Genomic DNA, 21,132 nt, shown 5'->3' with positions numbered 1-21,132 from the left:
GATGCGGGAGGGGGGACTTGTGGTCATCGGCGACCGCTATGAGCTCGACGACCTCCCCCTCGGCCAGGGCGGCATGGGCGCCGTCTACGCGGGTCACGACCGTCACCTCGACCGGCGCGTGGCCGTCAAGCTCCTCCGCCTGCCCAGCGGCCCCGACCAGGAGCTGGAGCGCCGGTTCATCCGCGAGGCCCGCATCCTGGCCAGGCTGGAGCACCCCGGCGCGCCCGTCCTGTACGACTTCGGCACCCATGAGCAGCGGCTCTTCCAGGTGATGCAGTTCATCGAGGGCGTCACGGTGGCCGACGTGGTGAGCGAGCACGGGCCGCTGCCGGTGCCGTGGGCCGTCGCGATCGCCGCCCAGGCGTGCGCGGTGCTGTCGGCGGCGCACGCGCTGGCGATCTGCCACCGCGACCTGAAGCCGACGAACCTGATGCTCTGCCCCGACGGCAGCGTCAAGGTGCTGGACTTCGGCCTGGCCATGCTCCGCGACGCCGACGTGACGACGTTCACCCGCATCGGCCAGATCCTCGGCACGCCCGCCTACATGGCCCCCGAGCAGATCCAGCACGGCATCGCCGAGCCCCGCAGCGACCTCTACGCGCTGGGCTGCGTGCTGCACGAGATGCTGACCGGCAGGCAGCTGTTCACCGGGCCCACCGACTACGTGGTGTTCGAGAAGCAGGTCAAGGAGCGTCCGCCCGCCGTGCCCGGGGTGCCCGCCGGGCTGGGCGCGCTGCTCGGGCAGCTCCTGGAGAAGAACCCGGGCGACCGGCCCCGCGACGCCCACGAGCTCTACCGGCTACTGGAGCCGTTCGCGGTGTCGCTCCCGATGCTGCCGGGCTTCCTCGCCCGGTCCCCGAGCCCGGGGCGCATGTACGCCCGGATGGTGGGGCGGGTGCTGAGCTGATGGAGGCGTTCGAGGAGCACCGTGACCACCTGTGGGCCGTCGCGTACCGGATTCTCGGCACCGTGGCCGACGCCGACGACGCCGTGCAGGAGACGTGGCTGCGCTGGCGGCAGGCCGACCGCCAGGCGGTGAGCGACGCGCGCGCGTACCTGACCACGGCCGTGAGCCGGGTCTGCTACGACCTGCTGACCTCCGCCCGCGCCCGCCGGGAGTCCTACGTCGGCGAGTGGCTGCCCGAGCCGGTCGTCGCCGAGCTCGGCCCCGAGGACCGGGTGACCCTGGACGATTCGGTCAGTCTCGCCCTGCTCGCCGTGCTGGAACGGCTCTCCCCGGCGGAGCGGACGGCGTTCGTGCTGCACGACGCGTTCGAGGTGCCGTTCGAGGAGATCGGCGAGATCCTCGGGCGCAGCCCCGGGGCCGTGCGGCAGCTCGCGTCGCGGGCCCGCGCGCGCGTGCAGGAGTACGCGCCGCGCGGCACCGCCGACCGCGCCGCGCACCTGAAGGTCGTGGAGGCCTTCGCGGCGGCGGCGACCTCGGGCGACCTGCCGGGGCTGGTCGCGGTGCTCGACCCAGGCGTGGTGTGGCGGGCCGACGGCGGCGGCGTGGTCACGGCCGCGGCGGTGCCGGTGGTGGGCTCCGATCGGGTCGCCAGGATGGTCCTGGGCATGGTCGAGCGCTGGTTCGACGGCATGACGGCCGAGTTCCTCGACGTCAACGGGGCTCCGGGCGTGGTCATCCGCGACGGCGACGGGGTCCCCGACAGCGTGATGGCCTTCGTGGTCTCCGGTGGCCGCGTCGTCCAGGTCGACGTCGTACGCAATCCCGTCAAGCTGCGCAACGTGTGACGCACCTCACTCAGACATCGGGTCCGCCGGCGCCGTCTCCCTTGCATGAACATCGTGGTCATCGGAGCGGGATACGCGGGTCTGACAGCGGCGCTGCGGCTGGACCGGACCCATCACATCACCCTGATCAGCGCCGAGGCGCACTTCACGCAGCGGATCCGGCTGCACGAGCTGGCCGCGGGCCGGCCGACCGTACGGGTCCCGCTGGCGGAGCTGACGCGCGGCACCGGCATCGAGACCGTCGTCGCCCGGGTCGCCGCGCTCGACCCCTCGGCACGCGTGGTGCGCACGGAGGACGGGCGGGAGTTCGGCTACGACACGCTGGTGTACGCGCTCGGCAGCCGGACCGACGTGCGCGTGCCCGGGGTGGCCGAGCACGCCTACACCGCCGAGTCCGCCGCCGCCCTGCGGACCCGGCTGGCCTCCGGCGGCGGTGACGTGGCGGTGGTCGGCGGCGGGCTGACCGGCGTCGAGATGGCGGCCGAGCTGGCCGAGACGTACCCGGCGTGGCGGGTCACGCTGGTGTCGGGGAACGAGCCGGTGCTGTCGGCGCGCGGCCGCCGGCACGTCGCGGGGGCGCTGTCTCGGCTCGGCGTCATCACCCGGTACGGGGTCCGCGCGTCGGGCGTGTCGGCGGGGACCGTCCACACCACCGACGGCGACATTTCCGCAGATGTCGTGGTCTGGGCGGGTTCGTTCACCGTCCCGACGCTCGCCGCCGAGGCCGGGCTGACCGTCGACGCCCGCGGCCGGGCCGTCGTGGACGCCACCATGCGGTCCGTGTCGCACCCGGACGTCTACGTCGTCGGCGACGCGGCGGCCGTCCGGATCCCCGGCGCCGGCGAGTCCCGCATGTCCTGCGCGGCCGGCATGCCCATCGCCGCCCACGCCGCCGACTCCGTCAACGCCCGCGCCGCCGGACGCCAGGCCAGGCCGTTCCGGTTCCGGTACCTCATCCAGTGCGTCAGCCTCGGCCGCCGCGACGGGCTCATCCAGTTCGTCCGGCACGACGACTCGCCCGTGGAGACGGTGCTGCGCGGGCGGGGTGCGGCGTTCGTGAAGGAGCTGATTTGCCGGTCCACGGTGGCATTCCTGCGCCTCGAACGTCGTCGGCCCGGGACGTACATGTGGGTGAAGGGCCCGAAGCCGGCACCTGCGGAAAGGTTGGCGGGGGCGCGCGCGTAGTTCGCCCCATCACTCGGCCGTCGACCTGGTTGCGGTCGACGGCCGAGTGCATGCAGGTTGCATGCTAAAATGCCTGCATGGGGACCATACAGATCAGGGATGTTCCTGACACGACCGAGCGGACACTGAAGGCGCGGGCGGAGCGCGAAGGCAAGTCCCTCACCGCGTTCGTCCGCGACCTCCTGAACGAAGAGGCGGCCACGCCGACACTGGACGAGGTGATGGCCAGGATCGCCGCCGACGAGCCGGTGGCGTACGACCCCGACTTCGTCCGGGAGACCATGCGCGAGGGCGGCCGGTGAGCCTGGTCGTCGACGCCTCGATCGTCTTCCGCCTGCTGGCCAACGTCAAAGGCGACGACCTTCTCCGGCAGCGGCTGGCGCGGAAACTGCACGCACCGGCCCTGATCGACGTCGAGATCGCCTCCGTCGTGCGCGGGCATGTCATCACCAGCAAGCCCGAGGTGCGCATCTCCGAGGCGAGGGCCGAGATCATGCTGGAGCGCTACGCCCAGCTGAAGATCGTCCGCCATCCGATGCTGCCCCTGCAGCCGCGCGTGCTGGAGCTGCGCAACAACCTGACCGCCTATGACGGCATGTACGTGGCGCTCGCCGAACTGCTCGGGGTGCCGCTGCTCACCGACGACGCCAAATTCGCCGGCTCGACAGGCCACCGGGCCGAGATCCACCGCTACCCACCACCGGCATAACCGCCTTCTCTTCAGGAAAGAAATGCTTTCCATCCTCATGCCTTCTGTGTAACCGGGTGACGGCCCGCAGTTCTGGATCAGCTCTTCGCGGGGTGCGAATCTTGGGGCGTCAACCGATGTTGTGAAGGAACGGTGGTCCGGTGTCGATCAGCTTCAGGAACCCCGAGGCGTTCGCCCGTACCGTGGGCATTTCCGCCGGCGCCGTGGCCACCTTCAAGAGCATCGCCACTTGGGTCGCGGCGGCGTCGACCGTCGTGGGTGTCGTTGCCGTGGCCGCCGACATCATCAAGGCGATCATCGGCGGCAAAGATCCGATCCAGGAGGCACTCGACCAGATCCGCGAAGAAATCAAGAAGATCGGCGACCAGAATCACCGCACACTCATTTCCGATCGCCTGGAACGGGCTACCGGAACGCAGGGGCTCATCAAGGATGTCGCCGACGGAATTCGGTCCTTCGCGGCGGACCATTCCGCCCAGCACCGGCGCGAGCTGGTGAACGCCCTGAACGTGATGCGTCCCAAGCTTCTGGGGCATGCCATGCCCGAGGCCAATCTGCTGCCGTTCCATCCCGAGACCTACACGATGCTGTCCGGGAACGCGGCGCCGCACTGGATGATGGGCGGCGACCAGGTCTACGCCGGGGCCCATTTGATGGGCCAACCGGAAAGTGTGTTCGCGAGTTCCCTACCTCCCTCGGAGAGGTCGTGGCCGAACGAGACAAGAGTGGTTCCGGCGACCGTGTGGCCGGTCCAGGTCATGCGTCCGCTCTCCGCCTCCTACCATGATTGGCAGACACCGGACAGCCTCAATGCCAGCCATCTCCGCTGGGACGGGCGATTCCATGCACCGGTTCTGATGGCGGGAGCGCTCTGCTATCTCAATGGAATTCGCTTCGTCGAGCCCTATTTCCGTTCGACGGGACATGAGCGGGAGCGTCTGCTGGGCTTGATCGAGGCGCTTTCCCAGTTCGCCGCCGACTGGTACGCGCAGATTCTGGTCAGCGCGCCGATGCCCGCTCCGCATTTCGACCATGTTCCGGCGACCCCGTTCAGCGAGGAGCGGTATCTGCCCCGCTTCACGTTCTCCAGCTGGCCGTGCGGGGCGGCCGACCCGGCTTTCGGCACCAGTGCGTACCAGCCGGGGTGGTGGGTGCCCGATCCGGCGGGGTTCTCGACGGGGCTGATGGGCCAGGATCAGATGGGCGGGTTCTTCCGTGACCGTCAGGCATCGCTCAAATGGGTGTGCCGGAACAACGGGCTCAGCGACCTCTGGTCAGTGATCAACAGCTTGGGGCAGCTTCTCTTCCCTCCCCCTCAGTCGGAAACGCTGGGCATCTACGCGGACCGCGCCCAGACGGAGACCTTGAGCGTCCTCTCCACCGCACAGACCAGCGCGGAGACGTTCAACATCCTGGTCCCGCCCACCACGTTCGACGGCGTACGTGAAGCCCGCGCGGTGAAGGTACGGGTGCCGATCGCGATCCAGGCGAACCCCGGCCTGGACGGCGTACCGAACCTTCGCCGGCTCGCCTCCAGCGACGTCACGTTCGGCTACAAGGTCGAGTTGGTCGGCAACGACGGCACCCGGATCTCAGTGTTCGAGTCCCAGGTCCGCCGTCTGGAAGGCGAGGAGGGGCTGTGGCACACCGGCGACCCGGGACCGGCCGGTCTCAAGCCGGTGCCCCGCTTCGGCCCGGACCATGACGTCGAGCTGGAGACGGCGACCTACCTGCGTTTCGTCGATTCGTCCGGCGCGACCTACTGGACCGAGGAGGAAGGCGAAGGGCGGGTGCTCTTCAGCTGCCGGGTCCAGGTCAGCGACCCGGCGCACGACCCCATCCCGGGATTGGAGAAGGAGTGGCCGCCTCGCGGCGTGCTCTGGCTGGAGGTGACCAGCGAGAACGCGGCCAACCCGTCGTTCAGCGTGTCATTCGCCGTGACCGAGACGATCAGGGTTTCAGGGGACGGAACCCCCAGCGACGACGAACTCGTGACTTACACCGCGGAGGACTCCGTCTCCGTGGACGCCCAGGTCGCCGTGTTCCCCACGCAGTACTTCGAGCAGTACGAGGCGGAGCGGGAGATGTTCTACGCGAAGATGCAGGAGACCAACAGGAAGTATCGCCCGGTCAAGCAGATCTTCGACGTCGGACCGCCGGAGGAACTCATCGATCCCCTCGGTCCGCTGTACGGCCCCGACCACCTTGCGGGCATCACGCATCTTCTCGACGACCACGCCTCATCCTCGGCCGTCGTCGAGGAGATCCGCCGCGCCACGTCCGACGGGATCGAGGTCAACGCGTCGACGATCCGACACGGGATCGCGAAGGCCGTACACAGTCAGGCGAAGGCACACGTGAAGTCCGTACAGGTCGGGCGTTGGACCGCCGGGCCCGGCTGAGCCGCCCGGCGGGGCCTTCGCGTGGCGCGCGGACCGCGCCCCTCCTACGGGTTCGGCGAGGCCGGTCGACATGGAACTCACTCCGACCAGGTGACTGTCAGGTTGTCTCGGGTGCCGAAGCGTTCGAGGTGGTCGGTGACGACGTAGCGGACTCGGCCCAGGCTCTCCTCGTCCGGGGCCTCGATGGTCAGATGGAGGGCGTCGGGCTCGGCCAGCAAGGCGCAGGTGCCCCAGTCGAAGGTGGCCGTGCCCTTCTCGTCCGTCCATTCGGCGGGCACCTTGCGGGCGAAGTGCTTGCAGAGCTGGACGAGGTAGCGGGTGGCGCGGTCGGTCTCCACCCGGGACGTGCTGGTCAGCATGGGGTTCCTTTCGCGGGCAGGAGGCCGGTCGCCCGGCAGTGGGCGAGGTAGCGGCGCATGGTGCCGCGGTCGATGGGCGGGCACGGGATGCCGGCGGATCGGCCGGCGTGGACGTGGCCCATCGGCGGCGGCGGTCCGGTGGCCAGGTCGAAGAAGGCGGCGGTGGCCGCGGATTCGGCGTCGCCGTTCCTGAGCCGTCGCACCCATGCGTCCAGGGGGACGACCGGCAGGTCGTAGCCGTCGTCGGCGACCCATTCCAGGGCTTCGGCGAGGTGGACGGGCGGGAGGGGGGCGAGGTTGTGGACACCGGTGGCGCCCGCGTGGGAGAGGGTGACGACGGCGCGGGCGGCGTAGTCGACGGGGGTCCAGGGTTCGGCGAGGTCCAGGTCGGGGCGGGCGCCCGCGAGGACGCCGGCGCGGACGATGCGCCAGAACAGGTCGCCCGGGTTGACGTGGCCGTCGGCTCCGGCGACGCGGCCGAGGCGGTAGACGGCGGTGTGCAGGCCGCGTTCCCCCGCCTGACGGACGAGCTCTTCCGACGCCCATTTGGACTGGGTGTAGCCGTCGCGCAGGCCGGGGTGCGGGGGGACGTACTCCTCGGGCACGGACGGGCCGGGGGCGGCGACGGCCAGGGTGGAGATGTAGTGGAAGGGGGCTCCGAGGCGGAGCAGGTCGAGGGTGGCGGTGACGTTGGCGGCGCGCATGCTGCTGTACGGGCGCGTCACGCTGACGACGGCGGCGTTGTGGTACACGGCCTGGTAGTCGCCGGTCAGCTCGGCTTTCGTGAGGTCGGCGGGGATGGGGAGGACCCGGCCCCGGGGGAGCTCCGGCAGTCCTTGGACGGCCAGGGCGTCGGCCAGGCGTTGGAGTGCGGCGGGCTCGTCGGCGGCGCGGACGGGGCAGGCGATGCGGGCATCGGTGGACGTGAGCAGCTCCGCCAGCAGGTGGGCGCCGACGAAGCCGGTCGCGCCCGTGAGCAGGTACGTGGGCGGCCGGGTGGCGGGGACGGCCCGGGGCAGGACGTCCGGGGGAAGCACGGCGTCGGCGACGTGGGAGGGCGCCTCGGCCGTGGCCCGCGCGCCCGGGGGGAGGGCGGCGGCGAGGGCCGCCGCCGTCGGGTGGCGGAACAGGAGGGTCGCCGGGACGTCGCGGCCGAGTTCGGCGGCGAGCCTGTTGACGACCTGGATGGTCTGCAGCGACTGCCCGCCGAGCTGGAAGAAGTCGTCGGCCGGGGTGATCCCGGTGGCGCCCAGGACCTCCTCCCACACGCGCAGGACCACGCCCACCAGCCCGTCGTCGCCCCGGGGCGCGGTCTCGACGGCGGCCTCCTTGAGGGCGGAGCGGTCGATCTTGCCCGAGGTGGTCCTGGGGAGGGTGGCGGTGAAGACGTAGGCGGAGGGGATCACGGCGGCGGGCAGCAGCCCGGCCAGGTGCTCCCTGAGGCCGGACGGTTCCTCGCCGGCGGGGACGACGTGGGCGACCAGGCGCCTGGCTCCGCTGTCGAGCACCTGCCCGACCACCGCGGCCTCCCGCACGCCGGGGTGCAGCAGCAGCGCGGACTCGACCTCGGCGGGGTCCACCCGGTGCCCGCTGATCTTGAACTCGTCGTCGATGCGCCCCAGGTGCAGCAGTGCACCGTCGGCCCGCACCCGGACCCGGTCGCCGGTGCGGTACGCGGGCTCGCCCGCGTGGCTGCCGAACGGCGCGTCCAGGTAGCCGCGGGCCAGCCCGCCGCCCATCAGCACCAGCTCGCCGTCCACGACCGCGGCCCGCACCCCGGGCAGCGGTCGTCCGATGGGCACGTCGGGGTCCCCCGGCACCAGCTCGGCGACCGTCGCCACGACCGTGGCCTCGGTGGGCCCGTACGTGTTGAGCAGGCGGGCGGAGCCGCGCACGGCGGCGTGCCAGCGGGCGACCCGTTCGGGCAGCGCCGCCTCTCCGCCGATGATCACCGTGCGGACGCGGGGCGGCAGCGCGGCGGTCCCGGTGGACAGCGCGTAGACGACCTCGTGCCAGAACGCGGTCGGCAGGTCGAGCACGGTGACGCCGAGGTCGGCGCACGCCTGGAGGAGCCGGCCGACGGACTGCAGCATCTCGTCGGTGCGCAGCACCAGCGTCGCCCCGGCGCACAGGGTCAGGAAGATCTCCTCCACCGAGGCGTCGAAGTGCAGCGGCGCGAACTGCAGCACCCGGTCGTCGGCGCGGAGCCCGTACACGCCGGTGGCTCCGGCGACGAAGTGGGCCAGCGCCTCCTGGCCGACCGCCACGCCCTTGGGGCGGCCGGTGGAGCCGGAGGTGTACATGACGTACGCGAGCCCGGGGTCGCGCGGGGCGCCGGGGCGGCGCTCCACCCCGCCGGCGGTGACGAGGACGTCGGGGCGGGCGGCGGCGAGGATGCCGTCGACGCGCGCCCTCGGCCAGGCGGGGTCGAGCGGCAGGTAGGCGGCGCCGGCCAGGACCGTCCCGACGATCGCGGTGACGGCGTCGAAGCCCCTCGGCAGCATGATCGCCACGAGGGACGCGTCGGCGACCCGGTCGGCGAAGGCCCGCGCCGACGTCAGCAGCTCCCGGTACGTGAGCCGCCGCCCTTCCTGCTCGACGGCGACGGCGTGGGGGCCGGCGGCGGCCTGGGCGGCGATCAGGTGGGCGACCGGCACGGCGGGCACGGACAGCGGCCCCCCGTCGAGCACGACTCCCCCGGTCAAAGGCTTCCAGACGCGCGACAGCGGCTGGTCAGGGTCGGCGGTCAGCTCCTGGAGCAGGGACAGCCAGCCGTCGGCGTGGGCGTCCAGCTCGTCCCGGGAGTAGGCGGCGGCGTTGGCGTCGAAGTCCGCGCACGGCCCGCCCCGGTCCGACACGGCGATCGACAGGTCCTCCACCGGCCCGGCCGACACGTTGTGCACGGTGCCGCGCGCCTCCCCGAACCGCAGGTCGTAGCCGAACGGCAGCACGTTCACCACCGGCCCGAACAGCCTCCGGTCACCGCCCACGAGCCCCAGGTCACGCCGCAGCCATTCGTAGCGGTAGCGGTGGTGGGGGCGCCCGTGCCGGATCTCGGCGGCCACGTGCCCGGCCAGCGAGGACAGGGTGTCCGACGGGGAGACGGGCACCCGGAGCGGCACGATGTTCATGGCCATGCACGGCACCTTGAGCGAGGCGGACCCGAGCCGGTTCATGACCGGCAGCCCGAGCACCACCTCGGCCGCGCCGGTCCGGGCGTGCAGGTAGGCGGCGGTGGCGGCGACGGCGACCTCCGGCGGCACCCGATCGGGCAGTTTCGCGGTGCGCCGGTGGACCTCGCCGCTGACGGGCGCGGCGGGGGCGAGCAGCGGCGGCGCGGGCATCCCGGCGCACCGGCCGACCCAGTAGGCCCGGTCGCGAGCCCTGGTGCCATCGCCGCCTTCGTAACGGGCCGCCTCCTCCAGCACGGCCGCGTACGACCCGAAGGAGCCCGGCCGCCCCGAGTATGCGTCGGCCACCCGCCTGGCCAGCAGCGAGAACGCGTATCCGTCGGCCGCGATGTGGTGGATGCGCTGGTACCAGAGGTGCCGGTCCTCGTCGATCCGGATCAGCGCCTGCGCGAACAGCGGCCCGGCAGCCAGGTCGGCGCAGACCCGCAGGTCCTCGCGCATCCACGCCTCGGCCTCCTCCACGGAGGACGCCGAGAGCCGGTGCAGCGGCCACCCGTCCGTCTCGCGGACCACCTGCCCGGCGTCCGAGAACACCGCGTGCAGGGCCGGGGCCGCGCCGATCACCTCCCGCAGCGCCGCCTCGAAGCGCCGCTCGTCCAGGGCGCCCCGGATGTCCACGTACTCCCCCGCGTTGTAGACGGGGCTGCCCGGCGACAGCGCCTGCCCCGTCCAGATGCCGAGCTGCGCGGCCGTCAGCGGCTCAGCCACGGATCAGCTCTCCCCAGGCGCGCAGGGTGGGCCGCTCGGCCAGGTCGGCGAAGTCGGCGCCGAGCCGGTCGGCGACGGCCATCAGCCTGATCGAGTCCATGCCCAGCTCCAGCAGGTCGTCGTCCGCGCCGGGCTGCTCGCCGAGCAGCTCGCCCACGTACGACCGCAACTCCTCGTCGCTCACGCGCCCTCCACGATCTGTCCGGTGGTCACCACGCGCGCGCAGCGCGAGGCGGCGTAGTCCAGCGCCGACTCGTGGTGGCCGAGGGAGAAGTCGGCCACGGCGTCGGCCACGACGAACGCCTGGATGTCGCGCATGAACGCGTCCAGGGCGGTGGCCAGCACCCCGATGTGGGCGTAGACGCCGACCAGGATGAGCTGGTCGCGTCCCTCCAGCCGGTCGGCCAGGTCGGTGCGGACGAAGGCGCTGTAGCGCCACTTGGTGAGCACCGCGCCGGGGTCCTCCGGCTTCAGCTCGTCCACGATCGCCGCCGCGAACGGCTCGGCGCCGAGTCCCGGCCCCCAGAAGTCGGTCAGCAGCCCGCGCTGCCGGGGCGGCTGGGCGCCCGGCTGGGCCGAGTACAGCACCGGGATGCCGGCGTCGGCGCAGTGCTCGCGCAGCCGCTGGATGTTGCCGATCACCTCGGGGATGGGCGCGGCCTGGAACGGGGCGAGGAAGTGGTTCTGCATGTCGTGGACGAGCAGCGCGGCCCGGCCGGGGTCGAGCTCCCAGCCCACCCGGCCCTCGGGCGGCGACGACGGCAGCGGGTACGGCTCGATGACGGGCAGTCCCATGGTCAGGAGTCTCCTTCCGCACGCGCGCGCAGCGCGGCTCGCAGGTCCTTCTTGCTGGTCTTGCCGACCCCGGTGACGGGGAACTCGCCGGCGAGCTCGATCCGGTCGGGGATCTTGTACGCGGCCAGCCCGCGTTCGCGCAGGAACGCCCTGACCTCCGCCACGGTGACGGGCTCGCGGTTGAGCACGAAGGCGTGGCTGCGCTCCCCCAGGTACGGGTCGGCCACGGCGACCACGGCGGCGTCGCGGATGCGGGGGTGGGCCAGCAGGTGGCTCTCCACCTCCTCGGGCGAGACCTTCTCGCCGCCCCGGTTGATGACCTCCTTGGCCCGCCCCTCGACCACGAGGTGCCCGGTGGGCGTCACCCGGACCAGGTCGCCGGTGCGGTAGAAGCCGTCGGCGGTGAACGCGCCGGGGTCGGAGTCGCCGTAGTAGCGGCGGATCGTGTACGGGCCGCGCGTGAGCAGGTGGCCGACCTCGCCGGGCGGCACGGGCCGGTCGTCGTCGTCCACCACGAGGATCTCGTCGTCCGGTGAGATGGGTCGGCCCTGGGTGGTCTCCACGATCTCGTCGGGGTCGTCGGAGCGCGTGTAGTTGACCAGCCCCTCGGCCATCCCGAAGACCTGCTGGAGCCGGCAGCCGAGCTCGGGGCGTACCCGGCGGGCGGTCTCGGCGGCCAGCTTGGCGCCGCCCACCTGCAGCACCTCCAGGCTGGACAGGTCGCGGCCGGTGCGCCGGGCGGCGTCCAGCCAGAGCAGCGCCAGCGGCGGCACCACGGCGGTCATCGTCACCCGCTCCCGCTCGATCAGCCCGAACGCGACCTCGGCCGACGGCTGCGGCGCCAGCACGACGCGCCCGCCGGCGTGCATCACGCCGAGGACGCCGGGCGAGGACATCGGGAAGTTGTGCGCCACGGGCAGCGCGCACAGGTACACGGTGGACGGCGACAGCTCGCAGATCTCCGCGCTGGCCCGCACGCTGTAGAGGTAGTCGTCGTGGGTGCGCGGGATCAGCTTCGGCAGCCCGGTGCTCCCGCCGGAGAGCTGCAGGAACGCCACGTCCTCCGGGCGCGGCCCGTCGAGGTCGATCGGGTCCTCGTACGGCAGCGCGTCGGCGTGCAGGACGCGCGGCACCGGGGCCGGCACCTCCAGCGCGCGGGTCGTCACGTAGGCGGCGGCGCCGCTGTGGGTGACCAGGTGGGTGATCTCGTTGAGCCGGTGGGCCGGGAGCGCGAAGACGGGCAGCGCGCCGAGCCGGAACAGCGCGAAGATCACCTCGAAGTACACCGGCTCGTTGGGGAGCTGCACCACCACGCGGTCGCCGCGCCGCAGCCCCAGTCCATGTAACCCGGCGGCCAGCCGGTCCGCGCGGGCGTCCAGCGCGGCGTACGTCAGCCTGTCGACCGCCTCCCGGTCCCCGTGCTCCTTGGCCAGCTCCCTCAGCCAGTCCCCGAAGGTCTGGCCGGTCCAGTAGCCGGCGGCCCGGTAGCGGGCGGCGTAGTCATCGGGCCACATGCAGCGCTCCCAGCGTCGTGCGGAATTTGGCGGAGGTCTCGGCGAGTTCGGCGTCGGGGTCGGAGTCGGCCACGATGCCGGCGCCGGCGTACAGGGTCAGGGCGGTGCCGTCGGCGACCGCGCAGCGGATGGCGACCACCCATTCGCCGTCGCCGGCGGCGTCCTGCCAGCCGACGAGGCCGGTGTAGAAGCCCCGGTCGAACGGCTCCAGCTCGGCGATGAGCTGCCGGGCGGCGTCGGTGGGGGTGCCGCAGACGGCGGGGGTGGGGTGCAGGGCGGCGGCCAGCTCCAGCGACGTGGTGGCGGGGTCGGCCAGCTCGCCGGAGATGCGGGTGGACAGGTGCCACATCGAGGCGGTCGGCACCAGCGACGGCTGCTCGGGCACCGACAGCGTGCTGCAGTGGGGCCGCAGCGCGGCGGCGACGGCCTCGACCACGAGGGCGTGCTCGCGCCGGTCCTTGGCCGAGGTCATCAGGTGGCCCGGGTCGGCGCCGCGCGGCGCGGACCCGGCCAGCGGGTTGGCCACGACGGTCCGGCCGGAGCGGGAGACGAGCAGCTCGGGGCTGGCGCCCAGCAGGGTCCGGCCGCCGGGCAGCGCGGCGGCGAACGTGTAGCCGGTGGGGTCGCGTTCGGCCAGCGCCTCGACCAGCGGCGTCAGGTCGCCCTCGTACGGGATCGTGAGGGAGCGGGCCAGCACCACCTTGTCCAGGTCGCCGGCGCGCAGCCGTTTCACGGCCCGGCGCACCGCCTCGGCGTACTCCAGGGGCGGCGGGATCTGCTCGGAGTCGCCCGGGTCCGCGGCGAGCGGCGCGGCCGGGGCGCCCGGCCCCGGCGGCGGCCCGTGGCGTACCCAGCGGGGGACGTACAGGCAGGCGTCGGCGTCGGGCGCGAACGGGATCGCGCCCACGACGACCGGGGCGGTGTGCCCGGCCGCCAGCGCCACCCCGAGCGCGCCGGCCGCCCGCGCTGGCAGGTCGGCCAGCGCGTTCTTGCGCGCCGACGGCGGCACCACGAAGTACGGCCCGCCGGCCAGCAGGGTGCCGCGCGGCGAGGCGAGGAAGAACTCGTCCATCGGTGTGTCCTTCACAGTGAGGCCCCGCCGTCCACGTACAGGTCGTGCAGGGTGATGTGGCGCGCCCTGTCGGAGGCGAGGAAGACGACCGCGTCGGCCACGTCGGCGGGGTCGGCGATGCGGCCGAGCGGGATGCCGAGCCGGTACATCTCGGGCGCGCCCTTGACCGGGTCGGCGGTCATGGCGCGCTGCATGGCGGTGTCGGTGGAGCCGGGCGCGACGACGTTGCAGCGGATGCCGTGCGGGGCCAGCTCCAGCCCCAGGCACTTGGTGAACATGGTGGCGGCGGCCTTGGAGGCGGCGTAGCCGGCCATGTGGGCGCGGGGCACGCCTGCCGCGTTGGAGCCGACGGTGATGATGACGCCGTCGCCGCGGGCGACCATCCGGCGGGCGACGGCGCGGCTGGTGTGGAAGACGCCGTCGGCGTTGACGGCGAACAGGCGCTGCCAGTCGGCGTCGCCGAACTCCAGCACCGGGCCGAGCGCGAGCACCCCGGCGACGTTGACGAGGATGCCCGGCGGCCCGAACTCGGCCTCGGCCTCGGCGACCGCCCGCTCGACGGCGGCCGCGTCGCTGACGTCGGCGGGCCGGGCGGTGGCCAGGTGGCCGGCCTCGCGCAGCCGGGCGGCGACGCGTCCGGCCAGGCCGGCGTCCACGTCGACGACGGTGACGGCGGCGCCGAGCCCGGCGAGCTGGGACGCGACCGCTTCACCGATGCCCCGGCCCGCGCCGGTCACGAGAGCATGACTCCCCCGAAACTCCATCTCACTCCTTAGGTAAGGCTTGCCTAATCTAGAGCGAGACGGCCCGGCGTTCAAGATAAGGTAAGCCTTGCCTAAAGAGAGGGATTTCATGCGCTTGACGGGACTTGTGGTCTTGAGTGCGGTTTTCCTGTGTATGAGCGTTTTGAGCCTCGCGGTCGGCGCGCAGGACATCCCGCTCGGCGAGGTGTGGCAGCAGTTCTGGCAGCCCGACGGAGGCGAGACCGCCGCCGTCGTCCACGACCTGCGGGTCCCGCGCACGCTGCTCGGCATCTGCGTCGGCGCCGCCCTCGGCCTGGCCGGCGCCCTCATGCAGGCGCTGACCCGCAACCCGCTGGCCGACCCCGGGCTGCTCGGCGTCAACTCCGGGGCGTCGCTGGCCGTCGTGTGCTCGATCCTCTTCTTCGGCGCCTCCGACATGTCGACGTGGGTGTGGTTCTCGATGGCCGGGGCGCTGATCGCCTCCGTCGTCGTCTACGCGCTGGGCGCCCACCATCCGACCCGGCTGGTGCTGGCCGGGGCAGCCGTCAGCGCGTCGCTGATCGCCGCCATCAACGGCGTGCTGTCGCTGGACGCCGGGGTGTTCGACCAGTGGCGCTTCTGGGACGTCGGGGCGCTGGCCGGGCGCTCGCTCGACGTGGTGCAGCAGGTCGCGCCGTTCGTCCTGGCCGGCACGCTGCTGGCGCTGGGCCTCGGGCGCGGGCTCAACGCGCTCGCCCTCGGCGAGCAGACCGGCCAGGCGCTCGGCGTACGGCTGGGCCGCATCCGGCTGCTGACCGGCATCGCGATCACGCTGCTGTGCGGCGCGGCCACGGCGGCGGCGGGGCCGATCGGCTTCATCGGGCTGATGGCGCCGCACGCGGTGCGCGCCTTCACCGGGCCCGACCACCGGTGGGTGATCGGCTACTCGGCGGTGTTCGCGCCCGCGCTGCTGCTGGCCGCCGACGTGCTCGGCCGGGTGGTCGTCCGGCCGGCCGAGCTGGAGAGCGGCATCGTGACGGCGTTCCTCGGAGCGCCGATCTTCATCTATCTCCTGCGCAGGCGGAAGGCGATCCCGGCGTGAAGACGGTACGGATGCCCGGAATCGCGGTGCGGGTCCACCCGCGCGCGTCCGCGGTGGTTCTCTGCCTGGCCGCGGCCGGGATGGCGGTGGGGCTGTTCGGGCTGAGCACCGGCTCGGCCGTGGGCGTCGGCGAGGCGCTGCGCACGCTGTTCGGCCAGGGCGACGCCACCAGCGAGATGGTCGTCTACTCGCTGCGTGCGCCCCGGGTGCTGCTCGCCCTGCTGGTCGGCGCGGCGCTCGGCGTGGGCGGCGCGGTCGTGCAGAGCCTGTCGCGCAACCCGCTCGGCAGTCCCGACATCATCGGCGTCAACGCCGGAGCCGCCGCCGGGGCCGTGCTCATGCTCCTGGTGTTCGGCGCGGCGAGCGCGCAGGCGATCTCGCTGGGAGCGCTGGCGTGCGGGCTCGGGGCCGGGCTGCTGGTGTACGTGCTGTCGTTCCAGCGCGGCGTCAAGGGGACGCGGCTCGTGCTCGTCGGCATCGGCGTCACCGCGATGCTCCAGTCGCTCATCGCCTACCTGCTGACCAGGGCCGACCTGTACGAGTCGCAGGGGGCCAAGGTGTGGCTGATCGGCAGCCTGTCCGGGACCGGCTGGGAGAAGGTGTGGCCGGTCGCGCTGGCCGTGGCGATCGGGCTGCCGGTCACGCTGGGGCTCAGCCGGGCGCTGGCGCTGATCGAGATGGGCGACGCGGCGGCCGGGGCACTCGGGGTCCGGGTCGAGCGGCTGCGCCTGGTGCTGCTGCTGGTCGCGGTCGGGCTGTCCGGGGTGGCGGTGTCGAGCGCCGGGCCGATCGGGTTCGTCGCGCTGGCCGCGCCGCAGCTCGCCCGGCGCGTCACGCGGGCCCCCGGGCCGGGGGTGGGCTCGTCGGCCGCGATGGGCGCGCTGCTCCTGGCCGCCGCGGACCTGCTCGTCCAACGGCTGCCCACCCCCGGACAGCTACCGGTCGGCGTCCTGACGGGCGGCCTCGGCGGGATCTACCTGGCATGGCTCATCTACCGCGAATGGCGCAAGTAGCGGCGGCCCCGATCAGCCGTAGAGGGCGATCAGGCCGTCCGCCAGCTCGTTGCACCAGCAGTAGCGGTCGTGGCCGCCCTCGAACGCGGCGTGGGTGCCCGCGTCGCCGAGCGCCTGCCGCAGCCGCTCGGTGGGGCCGTGCAGCGCCCACTCCAGCGTGCCGGTCTGCAGGTGCACCCGGGGCGGCCGGGCAGCGATCTGCCCGGTGAGCCGTTCGGGCTCCGGGCCGTTGGGCCACCAGAACGACCCGGACTGCGACAGCGCCGCCGCGAACCGGTCAGGGTGCCGGTGCGCGGCGTGCACGGCGGCCAGGCCGCCGAAGCTCTGCCCGGCGATCACGGTACGGCCCTCGTACGGCAGGGCGTCGGCGAAGGCGGCGTCGCAGGTGAGGCGGGCGGCCCGGTCCGGCCCCGACTCGACGAGCCAGGCGGTGACCGGCGGGATCGCGCCCGCGCCGATCAGGTTGTCGAGGATGACGGGCAGGTCGTCCACCCAGTGCTCGCCGTCGAGCATGACCAGGCTGCCCTCGGCGGGCCGTACCGGGTCGTAGCGCCAGCCGAGGGGCAGGCGGGACAGGCGGTGGCGCGGCTCGCCGGGGGTGAGCCAGGGGGACGGCGGGGCCGTCTCGGCGATCGAGAAGCCCCGCCAGCGGCGCGGGTTGAGCGGGTCGGGCACGTCCTGGCCGTCGACCGTCAGCAGGTAGGACGAGCGCCAGCCGGGCCGCACCAGGTAGGTGCGGTGCCACAGGTCGCCGTCGCGTTCCATGAGGGCGGCGTCGCTCTGGTGGGTGAGTTTGTTGGCCCGTACCCGCACCTCCCCGGCCCGGCCGCGCCACAGGAACGTGACGGCGCGGCGGTCCGGGGCGGGCGCGGAGATCACCGGCGAGGTCGTGCCGTCCACCGGCGGGGTGGGCACGACCTGCGGCGGCGCGGGTCTGGGCACCTGGGGAGGCAGATCGCGCATCAGGAGAACTGCTGCTCGATCCGGTCCACGATGTTGGAGGCGCTGTAGTAGTCGATACGGAAGGAGTCGAGGCCGAGGTCGTGCACGCGCTTGCCGGCGACGGCGGGCAGGTCCTTCCACAGCGGCTTGGCGCTGGTCGCGGCGATCTGCTCGGGGCTGTGCGAGACGAAGAAGAGCGAGCTGTCGCCGAACGCCTTGACCACGTTCTCCTGGGCGACGTTGACGATGTCGGTGCGGCCGCCGCCCTCCTTGCTGGACTCGGCCGCCATGGAGGCGTCGATGGGGTGGATGGCGAAGCCGAGGGAGGCGAGCAGCCCGCCCTGCGCGGACTTGTCGGTGAAGACGGGGATGTCGGTGTTGTTGTCGCGCAGCAGCACCGCCTCCTGCTCCGGCACCTTGATCTTGGCCTTGACCTCGGCGATCCTGGCGTCGTACGTCTCGACCAGCTTGGTGGCGTTGGCCTCCAGGCCGAGGGCCTTGCCGAGCTTGGCGCTGAGGTCCTGCCAGGTCAGGTTGTCGTGGCGGAACAGCACGGTGGGCGCGATGGCCTGGAGCTTGTCGTAGACCTTGGCGGCGCTGTCGGCGCCGGTGGCCGCGCCGACGATCAGGTCGGGCTTGGCCGCGATGACCTTCTCCAGGTCGGGCTCGAAGCCCTGGTAGAGGACCTGGACGCCGCGCTGGGCGGCCACGTCGGCCCACTGCTTGAAGAAGCCGTTGCCGTCGGTGATGGGGCCGGGCGCGGTGGCCTGCGACGCGACGACCGGCGCCTCCAGGGCGAGCAGGTGACCGGTGATGGTCACGCTGACCGAGACGACGCGCTTGGGCGCGACGGGCACCTCGGCGGTGCCCGCGTCGTGCTGGACGGTGCGTGTCTGCGCCTTCGCCGCCGCCTGACCGCCCTCGGCGGTCGTCCCGCCCGACCCGCAGGCCGCCAGGCCGGCGGCGGCCAGGAGCGCGATCAGGCTCGCGCGGATGGAGGATGCCACAGTCGACTCCCATGTTAGGTAAGCAAAGCCTAAGCAATATTAGGGCAGCCTTACCTAATAGGCACTACCGGGCGGTCCTCTCCTTCACGGCCAGCGCGGCGGCCACCAGCCACGGGCCCAGCGCCACGGCGGCGCAGCCGATCGCCCACCAGAACCCCCAGGCGCCCGGCCCGGCGGCGACCTCGCCGGCCGTCCACGCCAGCAGCCCGGTGACCACCGGCAGCACGAAGTAGGCCAGCCACACCGCCACCACCAGCAGGCCGCCCAGCCACACCCAGCGGAACCAGCGCCCGGCCCGCACGTCGTTCGGGTCGGCGGCCGCCAGCTCCGCCTCCTGCTCGGCGCTCAGCCGGCCGAACGCCCGGCGCAGCATCAGCGACTTGACCCGCCACAGGTCCTTGCAGCCCAGCCGGGTGGCCAGCACCGCGTACAGGTCGGTGCGCAGGAACACCATGCACTGCCAGGCGATCTGGAACAGCAGCACGAACGCCCAGGCCGCGAGCAGCGGCGAGGTCACCACGAGCTGCCCCGCCAGCAGCACGGCCAGCATCACCGCGTCGATCGCCAGCCCGGCCAGCAGCGGGCCGTAACGCTGCCGCCTCGGCACCGACCACAGCTGCGACAGATCGGTCTCGAACACCAGGAACGCCATCCGCCGGTCCAGCCCGAACCGCGCCGGGATGTCCAGCGACCGGGCCGCCAGCCAGTGCCAGCACTCGTGCACGGCGACCAGGCCGAGCTGGAAGGCGTACAGCAGCACCGCGCTCAGCCCCACGTCGTCCAGGACGAACGCGTCCTGCGCGGGCGCCGGGCGCAACGACGGCACCAGGACCAGCACGGTCAGGTCGAACACCGCCGCCAGCGCGTACACCGTCCACGCCACGCGGCCGAACAGCGGCCTGGCCACCCACGCGGGCACCCCGCGCAGCCACCGGCGGCCCTGCACGGGCGCGGTCGCGACCGGCACTCGCTCGCCCTCGTCGAGGAAGCCCAGCTCACGCAGCGTCTCCACGAACGACGGCACGTCCACCGGCTCACCCGCGAACTCCTCGGCGCGCCGGGCGGCCTCCTCGACGCTCGCGCCGTCACGCAGCGCGGCGATCACCACGCCGCCGACCGCCGGGATCGCCACGAACGTGCCGGTCTCCGGATCGCCGACGAGGACCTCGTCACCCTCCTCGACCAGGCTGAGCGGGCGCAGCGCGACAGTCCCGCCGCTCATCGCGGGCACACCGGGCAGGCGTCGTCACGGGTGAACGGGTGCCGCGACGGCGCCAGGCCCTCACGCAGGTCCAGGCGGATGTACGCGCCCGCCGCCCGCGGCTCCTCGAACCCGGTCAGGTAGCGCAGCGCCTCGTAGGCGACCAGCGAGCCGATCTGCATCGCCAGCGGCCCGATCAGGGTGTTGCTCAGCGCCAGCCGGTCCCGGTTGCGCTCGACGAAACCGCCGCTGCTCGCCTCGTCCGCCGGCGGCCGGTCGCTCCAGTCGCACCGGACGCACGCACTGCGGCCCGGCGACACCGAGTAGTAGACGACCTCCGAGCGGGTGATCCCGCCCACCACCAGCGGCACCCCCGCGCCCACGGCGGCGTCGCTGATCCACAGGTTGGCGTCCGGGTGCCCGTCGAGGCCGCCCGCGACCAGGTCCACACCATCCAGCAGGTCCTTCAGGTCGTCGGGGCCGGAGATCCAGCGCTCCACCGGGCGCACCTCGATCTCCGGGTCGAACGCGCGCACCCACTCGGCCGCGCACTCGACCTTGGACCGGCCGATGTCGGCGTGATGGTAGAGGAACTGCCTGGCGAAGTTGCGCGGCTCGACCTCGTCCCTGTCGACCAGCGTCAGCCGGCCCACGCCGAGCCCGGCCAGGGCCTGCACGACCGAGGAGCCGCCGCCGCCGACGCCCAGCACGAGCACGTGCGAGCGGCGCAACCGCGAGACGAACTCGGCGCGCGGCCTGTCGAGCCGGGAGTGCGTGCCGAAGAAGGCCAGGTTGGAGAAGTGGCGTGCGTCCAGGGCCGGGTCGCCGAGCGTGCGGTCGGCCTCGTACTCGACCAGGCCGAGCGAGTCCAGCGCCGCCACGGCGCCGTGCACGTCGTCCTCGCCCAGCGCGACGCCGCCCTCCGCGAGCCGCTCGCGCAGCTCGGGCACCGTGCACGGGCCCCGGTCCAGCGCGGCGAAGAGCGCGGCCACCTGGCCCTCCTCGTCGGCCAGCGTCACCACCTCGCGCGGATCGGTGATGACGAACAGATCACCGCCGAGCGACTCCCAGACGCATTCCTTCAGCGCAATCCGCACAGCTCCTCCTCGCATCCCCCTCGAAGACAGACAAAAAAGCGGGTGGGAACGGGACCCCGTTCCCACCCGGCAGAGCACTCGGCTCAGACGGCGAAGCCGGTGGCCTTGACCGCCTCGACCTTGCGGACCTCGATCTTCATGGGGACCTCCTTCCGTTGCGCTCGTTCGCGACCGATCATCGCCGCCGCCGCCACACAATCGCCACAGCCGGGCCACACGCCCGGGGCCAGACCCGAGAGATCGCTCTCTTGATAACAGCGATCGTTACCGACGAGCCGTTGACAGGGCCGCATGATGCCCACGAATCTGACGAGAGAGCGCTCTCTCGTCCACCCCCCTAGTACGAACCCGAGGAGGGTTC

General features: G+C 72.9%; 20 protein-coding genes. 8 read left to right on the top strand and 12 right to left on the bottom strand.

The window, feature by feature from the left end:
• Positions 1 to 19 precede the first annotated feature (19 nt).
• The 6 genes from ACBI99_RS42045 to ACBI99_RS42020 all read left to right on the top strand — a co-directional run bounded on the left by ACBI99_RS42045 (position 20) and on the right by ACBI99_RS42020 (position 6,048).
• Positions 20 to 907 carry a serine/threonine-protein kinase gene (locus tag ACBI99_RS42045; protein WP_219505484.1) on the top strand — a complete coding sequence of 296 codons (888 nt, stop codon included), beginning with the start codon at positions 20 to 22 and terminating at the stop codon, positions 905 to 907.
• On the top strand, positions 907 to 1,752 hold the full coding sequence (gene sigJ, locus ACBI99_RS42040) for an RNA polymerase sigma factor SigJ (RefSeq protein ID WP_219505483.1): 846 nt from the start codon (positions 907 to 909) through the stop codon (positions 1,750 to 1,752). The genes ACBI99_RS42045 and sigJ overlap by 1 nt, the downstream gene beginning before the upstream one ends.
• Positions 1,753 to 1,797: 45 nt before the next feature.
• Positions 1,798 to 2,937: an FAD-dependent oxidoreductase gene (locus ACBI99_RS42035; RefSeq protein WP_357583781.1), complete on the top strand. Its 1,140-nt coding sequence runs from the start codon at positions 1,798 to 1,800 to the stop codon at positions 2,935 to 2,937.
• A 77-nt stretch (positions 2,938 to 3,014) separates the two neighbouring features.
• Positions 3,015 to 3,239, top strand: coding sequence for a hypothetical protein (locus ACBI99_RS42030; RefSeq protein WP_219505477.1), 225 nt, complete (start codon positions 3,015 to 3,017; stop codon positions 3,237 to 3,239).
• A complete protein-coding gene (locus tag ACBI99_RS42025) occupies positions 3,236 to 3,646 on the top strand; it encodes a type II toxin-antitoxin system VapC family toxin (RefSeq protein WP_219505476.1) in 411 nt (136 codons plus the stop codon). The genes ACBI99_RS42030 and ACBI99_RS42025 overlap by 4 nt, the downstream gene beginning before the upstream one ends.
• 140 nt (positions 3,647 to 3,786) lie before the next feature.
• Positions 3,787 to 6,048, top strand: coding sequence for a hypothetical protein (locus ACBI99_RS42020; RefSeq protein ID WP_219505475.1), 2,262 nt, complete (start codon positions 3,787 to 3,789; stop codon positions 6,046 to 6,048).
• 77 nt (positions 6,049 to 6,125) lie between these two features.
• Here the strand turns inward: ACBI99_RS42020 and ACBI99_RS42015 are convergent, their stop codons facing one another.
• From ACBI99_RS42015 to ACBI99_RS41985, 7 genes are read right to left on the bottom strand one after another with little or no spacing between them, the layout of a single operon-like run.
• Complete coding sequence (locus tag ACBI99_RS42015) at positions 6,126 to 6,407, bottom strand: DUF2218 domain-containing protein (RefSeq protein WP_219505474.1); 282 nt, start codon at positions 6,405 to 6,407, stop codon at positions 6,126 to 6,128.
• Complete coding sequence (locus ACBI99_RS42010) at positions 6,401 to 10,306, bottom strand: thioester reductase domain-containing protein (protein ID WP_375075010.1); 3,906 nt, start codon at positions 10,304 to 10,306, stop codon at positions 6,401 to 6,403. Before ACBI99_RS42010 ends, ACBI99_RS42015 begins: the two co-directional genes overlap by 7 nt.
• The gene (locus tag ACBI99_RS42005) at positions 10,299 to 10,490 is read right to left on the bottom strand and encodes a phosphopantetheine-binding protein (protein WP_219505472.1); all 192 of its coding nucleotides are present in this window, start codon (positions 10,488 to 10,490) and stop codon (positions 10,299 to 10,301) included. Before ACBI99_RS42005 ends, ACBI99_RS42010 begins: the two co-directional genes overlap by 8 nt.
• Entirely contained in the window at positions 10,487 to 11,101 is a 615-nt protein-coding gene (locus ACBI99_RS42000) for an isochorismatase family protein (protein WP_219505471.1), read from the bottom strand. Before ACBI99_RS42000 ends, ACBI99_RS42005 begins: the two co-directional genes overlap by 4 nt.
• A 2-nt stretch (positions 11,102 to 11,103) precedes the next feature.
• Positions 11,104 to 12,615 (bottom strand): (2,3-dihydroxybenzoyl)adenylate synthase, encoded by a 1,512-nt coding sequence (locus ACBI99_RS41995; protein WP_375075009.1) that lies wholly within the window; start codon positions 12,613 to 12,615, stop codon positions 11,104 to 11,106.
• Positions 12,602 to 13,687, bottom strand: a complete 1,086-nt coding sequence (locus ACBI99_RS41990; RefSeq protein WP_375075008.1) for an isochorismate synthase — start codon at positions 13,685 to 13,687, stop codon at positions 12,602 to 12,604. Before ACBI99_RS41990 ends, ACBI99_RS41995 begins: the two co-directional genes overlap by 14 nt.
• Positions 13,688 to 13,698: 11 nt before the next feature.
• Positions 13,699 to 14,451, bottom strand: a complete 753-nt coding sequence (locus ACBI99_RS41985) for a 2,3-dihydro-2,3-dihydroxybenzoate dehydrogenase (RefSeq protein ID WP_219505467.1) — start codon at positions 14,449 to 14,451, stop codon at positions 13,699 to 13,701.
• Between the two features lie 133 nt (positions 14,452 to 14,584).
• Here ACBI99_RS41985 and ACBI99_RS41980 point away from each other — a divergent pair, with 133 nt between their 5' ends.
• Complete coding sequence (locus ACBI99_RS41980; RefSeq protein ID WP_246644990.1) at positions 14,585 to 15,511, top strand: iron ABC transporter permease; 927 nt, start codon at positions 14,585 to 14,587, stop codon at positions 15,509 to 15,511.
• Positions 15,508 to 16,524 carry an iron chelate uptake ABC transporter family permease subunit gene (locus ACBI99_RS41975; protein WP_308125764.1) on the top strand — a complete coding sequence of 339 codons (1,017 nt, stop codon included), beginning with the start codon at positions 15,508 to 15,510 and terminating at the stop codon, positions 16,522 to 16,524. The genes ACBI99_RS41980 and ACBI99_RS41975 overlap by 4 nt, the downstream gene beginning before the upstream one ends.
• Positions 16,525 to 16,536: 12 nt before the next feature.
• On the opposite strand, the gene ACBI99_RS41970 is transcribed toward ACBI99_RS41975, so the two are convergent.
• The 5 genes from ACBI99_RS41970 to ACBI99_RS41950 all read right to left on the bottom strand — a co-directional run bounded on the left by ACBI99_RS41970 (position 16,537) and on the right by ACBI99_RS41950 (position 21,073).
• A complete protein-coding gene (locus ACBI99_RS41970; protein ID WP_375075007.1) occupies positions 16,537 to 17,487 on the bottom strand; it encodes an alpha/beta hydrolase-fold protein in 951 nt (316 codons plus the stop codon).
• Complete coding sequence (gene fepB / locus ACBI99_RS41965; RefSeq protein WP_219505453.1) at positions 17,487 to 18,473, bottom strand: Fe2+-enterobactin ABC transporter substrate-binding protein; 987 nt, start codon at positions 18,471 to 18,473, stop codon at positions 17,487 to 17,489. Before fepB ends, ACBI99_RS41970 begins: the two co-directional genes overlap by 1 nt.
• Positions 18,474 to 18,537: 64 nt before the next feature.
• A complete protein-coding gene (locus ACBI99_RS41960; RefSeq protein ID WP_375075006.1) occupies positions 18,538 to 19,695 on the bottom strand; it encodes a hypothetical protein in 1,158 nt (385 codons plus the stop codon).
• On the bottom strand, positions 19,692 to 20,771 hold the full coding sequence (locus tag ACBI99_RS41955) for a ThiF family adenylyltransferase (RefSeq protein WP_219505450.1): 1,080 nt from the start codon (positions 20,769 to 20,771) through the stop codon (positions 19,692 to 19,694). Before ACBI99_RS41955 ends, ACBI99_RS41960 begins: the two co-directional genes overlap by 4 nt.
• Positions 20,772 to 20,854: 83 nt before the next feature.
• Positions 20,855 to 21,073, bottom strand: coding sequence for a hypothetical protein (locus ACBI99_RS41950; RefSeq protein ID WP_357583794.1), 219 nt, complete (start codon positions 21,071 to 21,073; stop codon positions 20,855 to 20,857).
• Positions 21,074 to 21,132: the final 59 nt, after the last annotated feature.

Source organism: Nonomuraea sp. ATR24, from assembly GCF_041950485.1.
Classification (GTDB): Bacteria; Actinomycetota; Actinomycetes; order Streptosporangiales; family Streptosporangiaceae; genus Nonomuraea; species Nonomuraea ceibae.
Note: the sequence above shows the minus strand (reverse complement) of the source record. Positions and strands in the feature narration are given on the sequence as shown.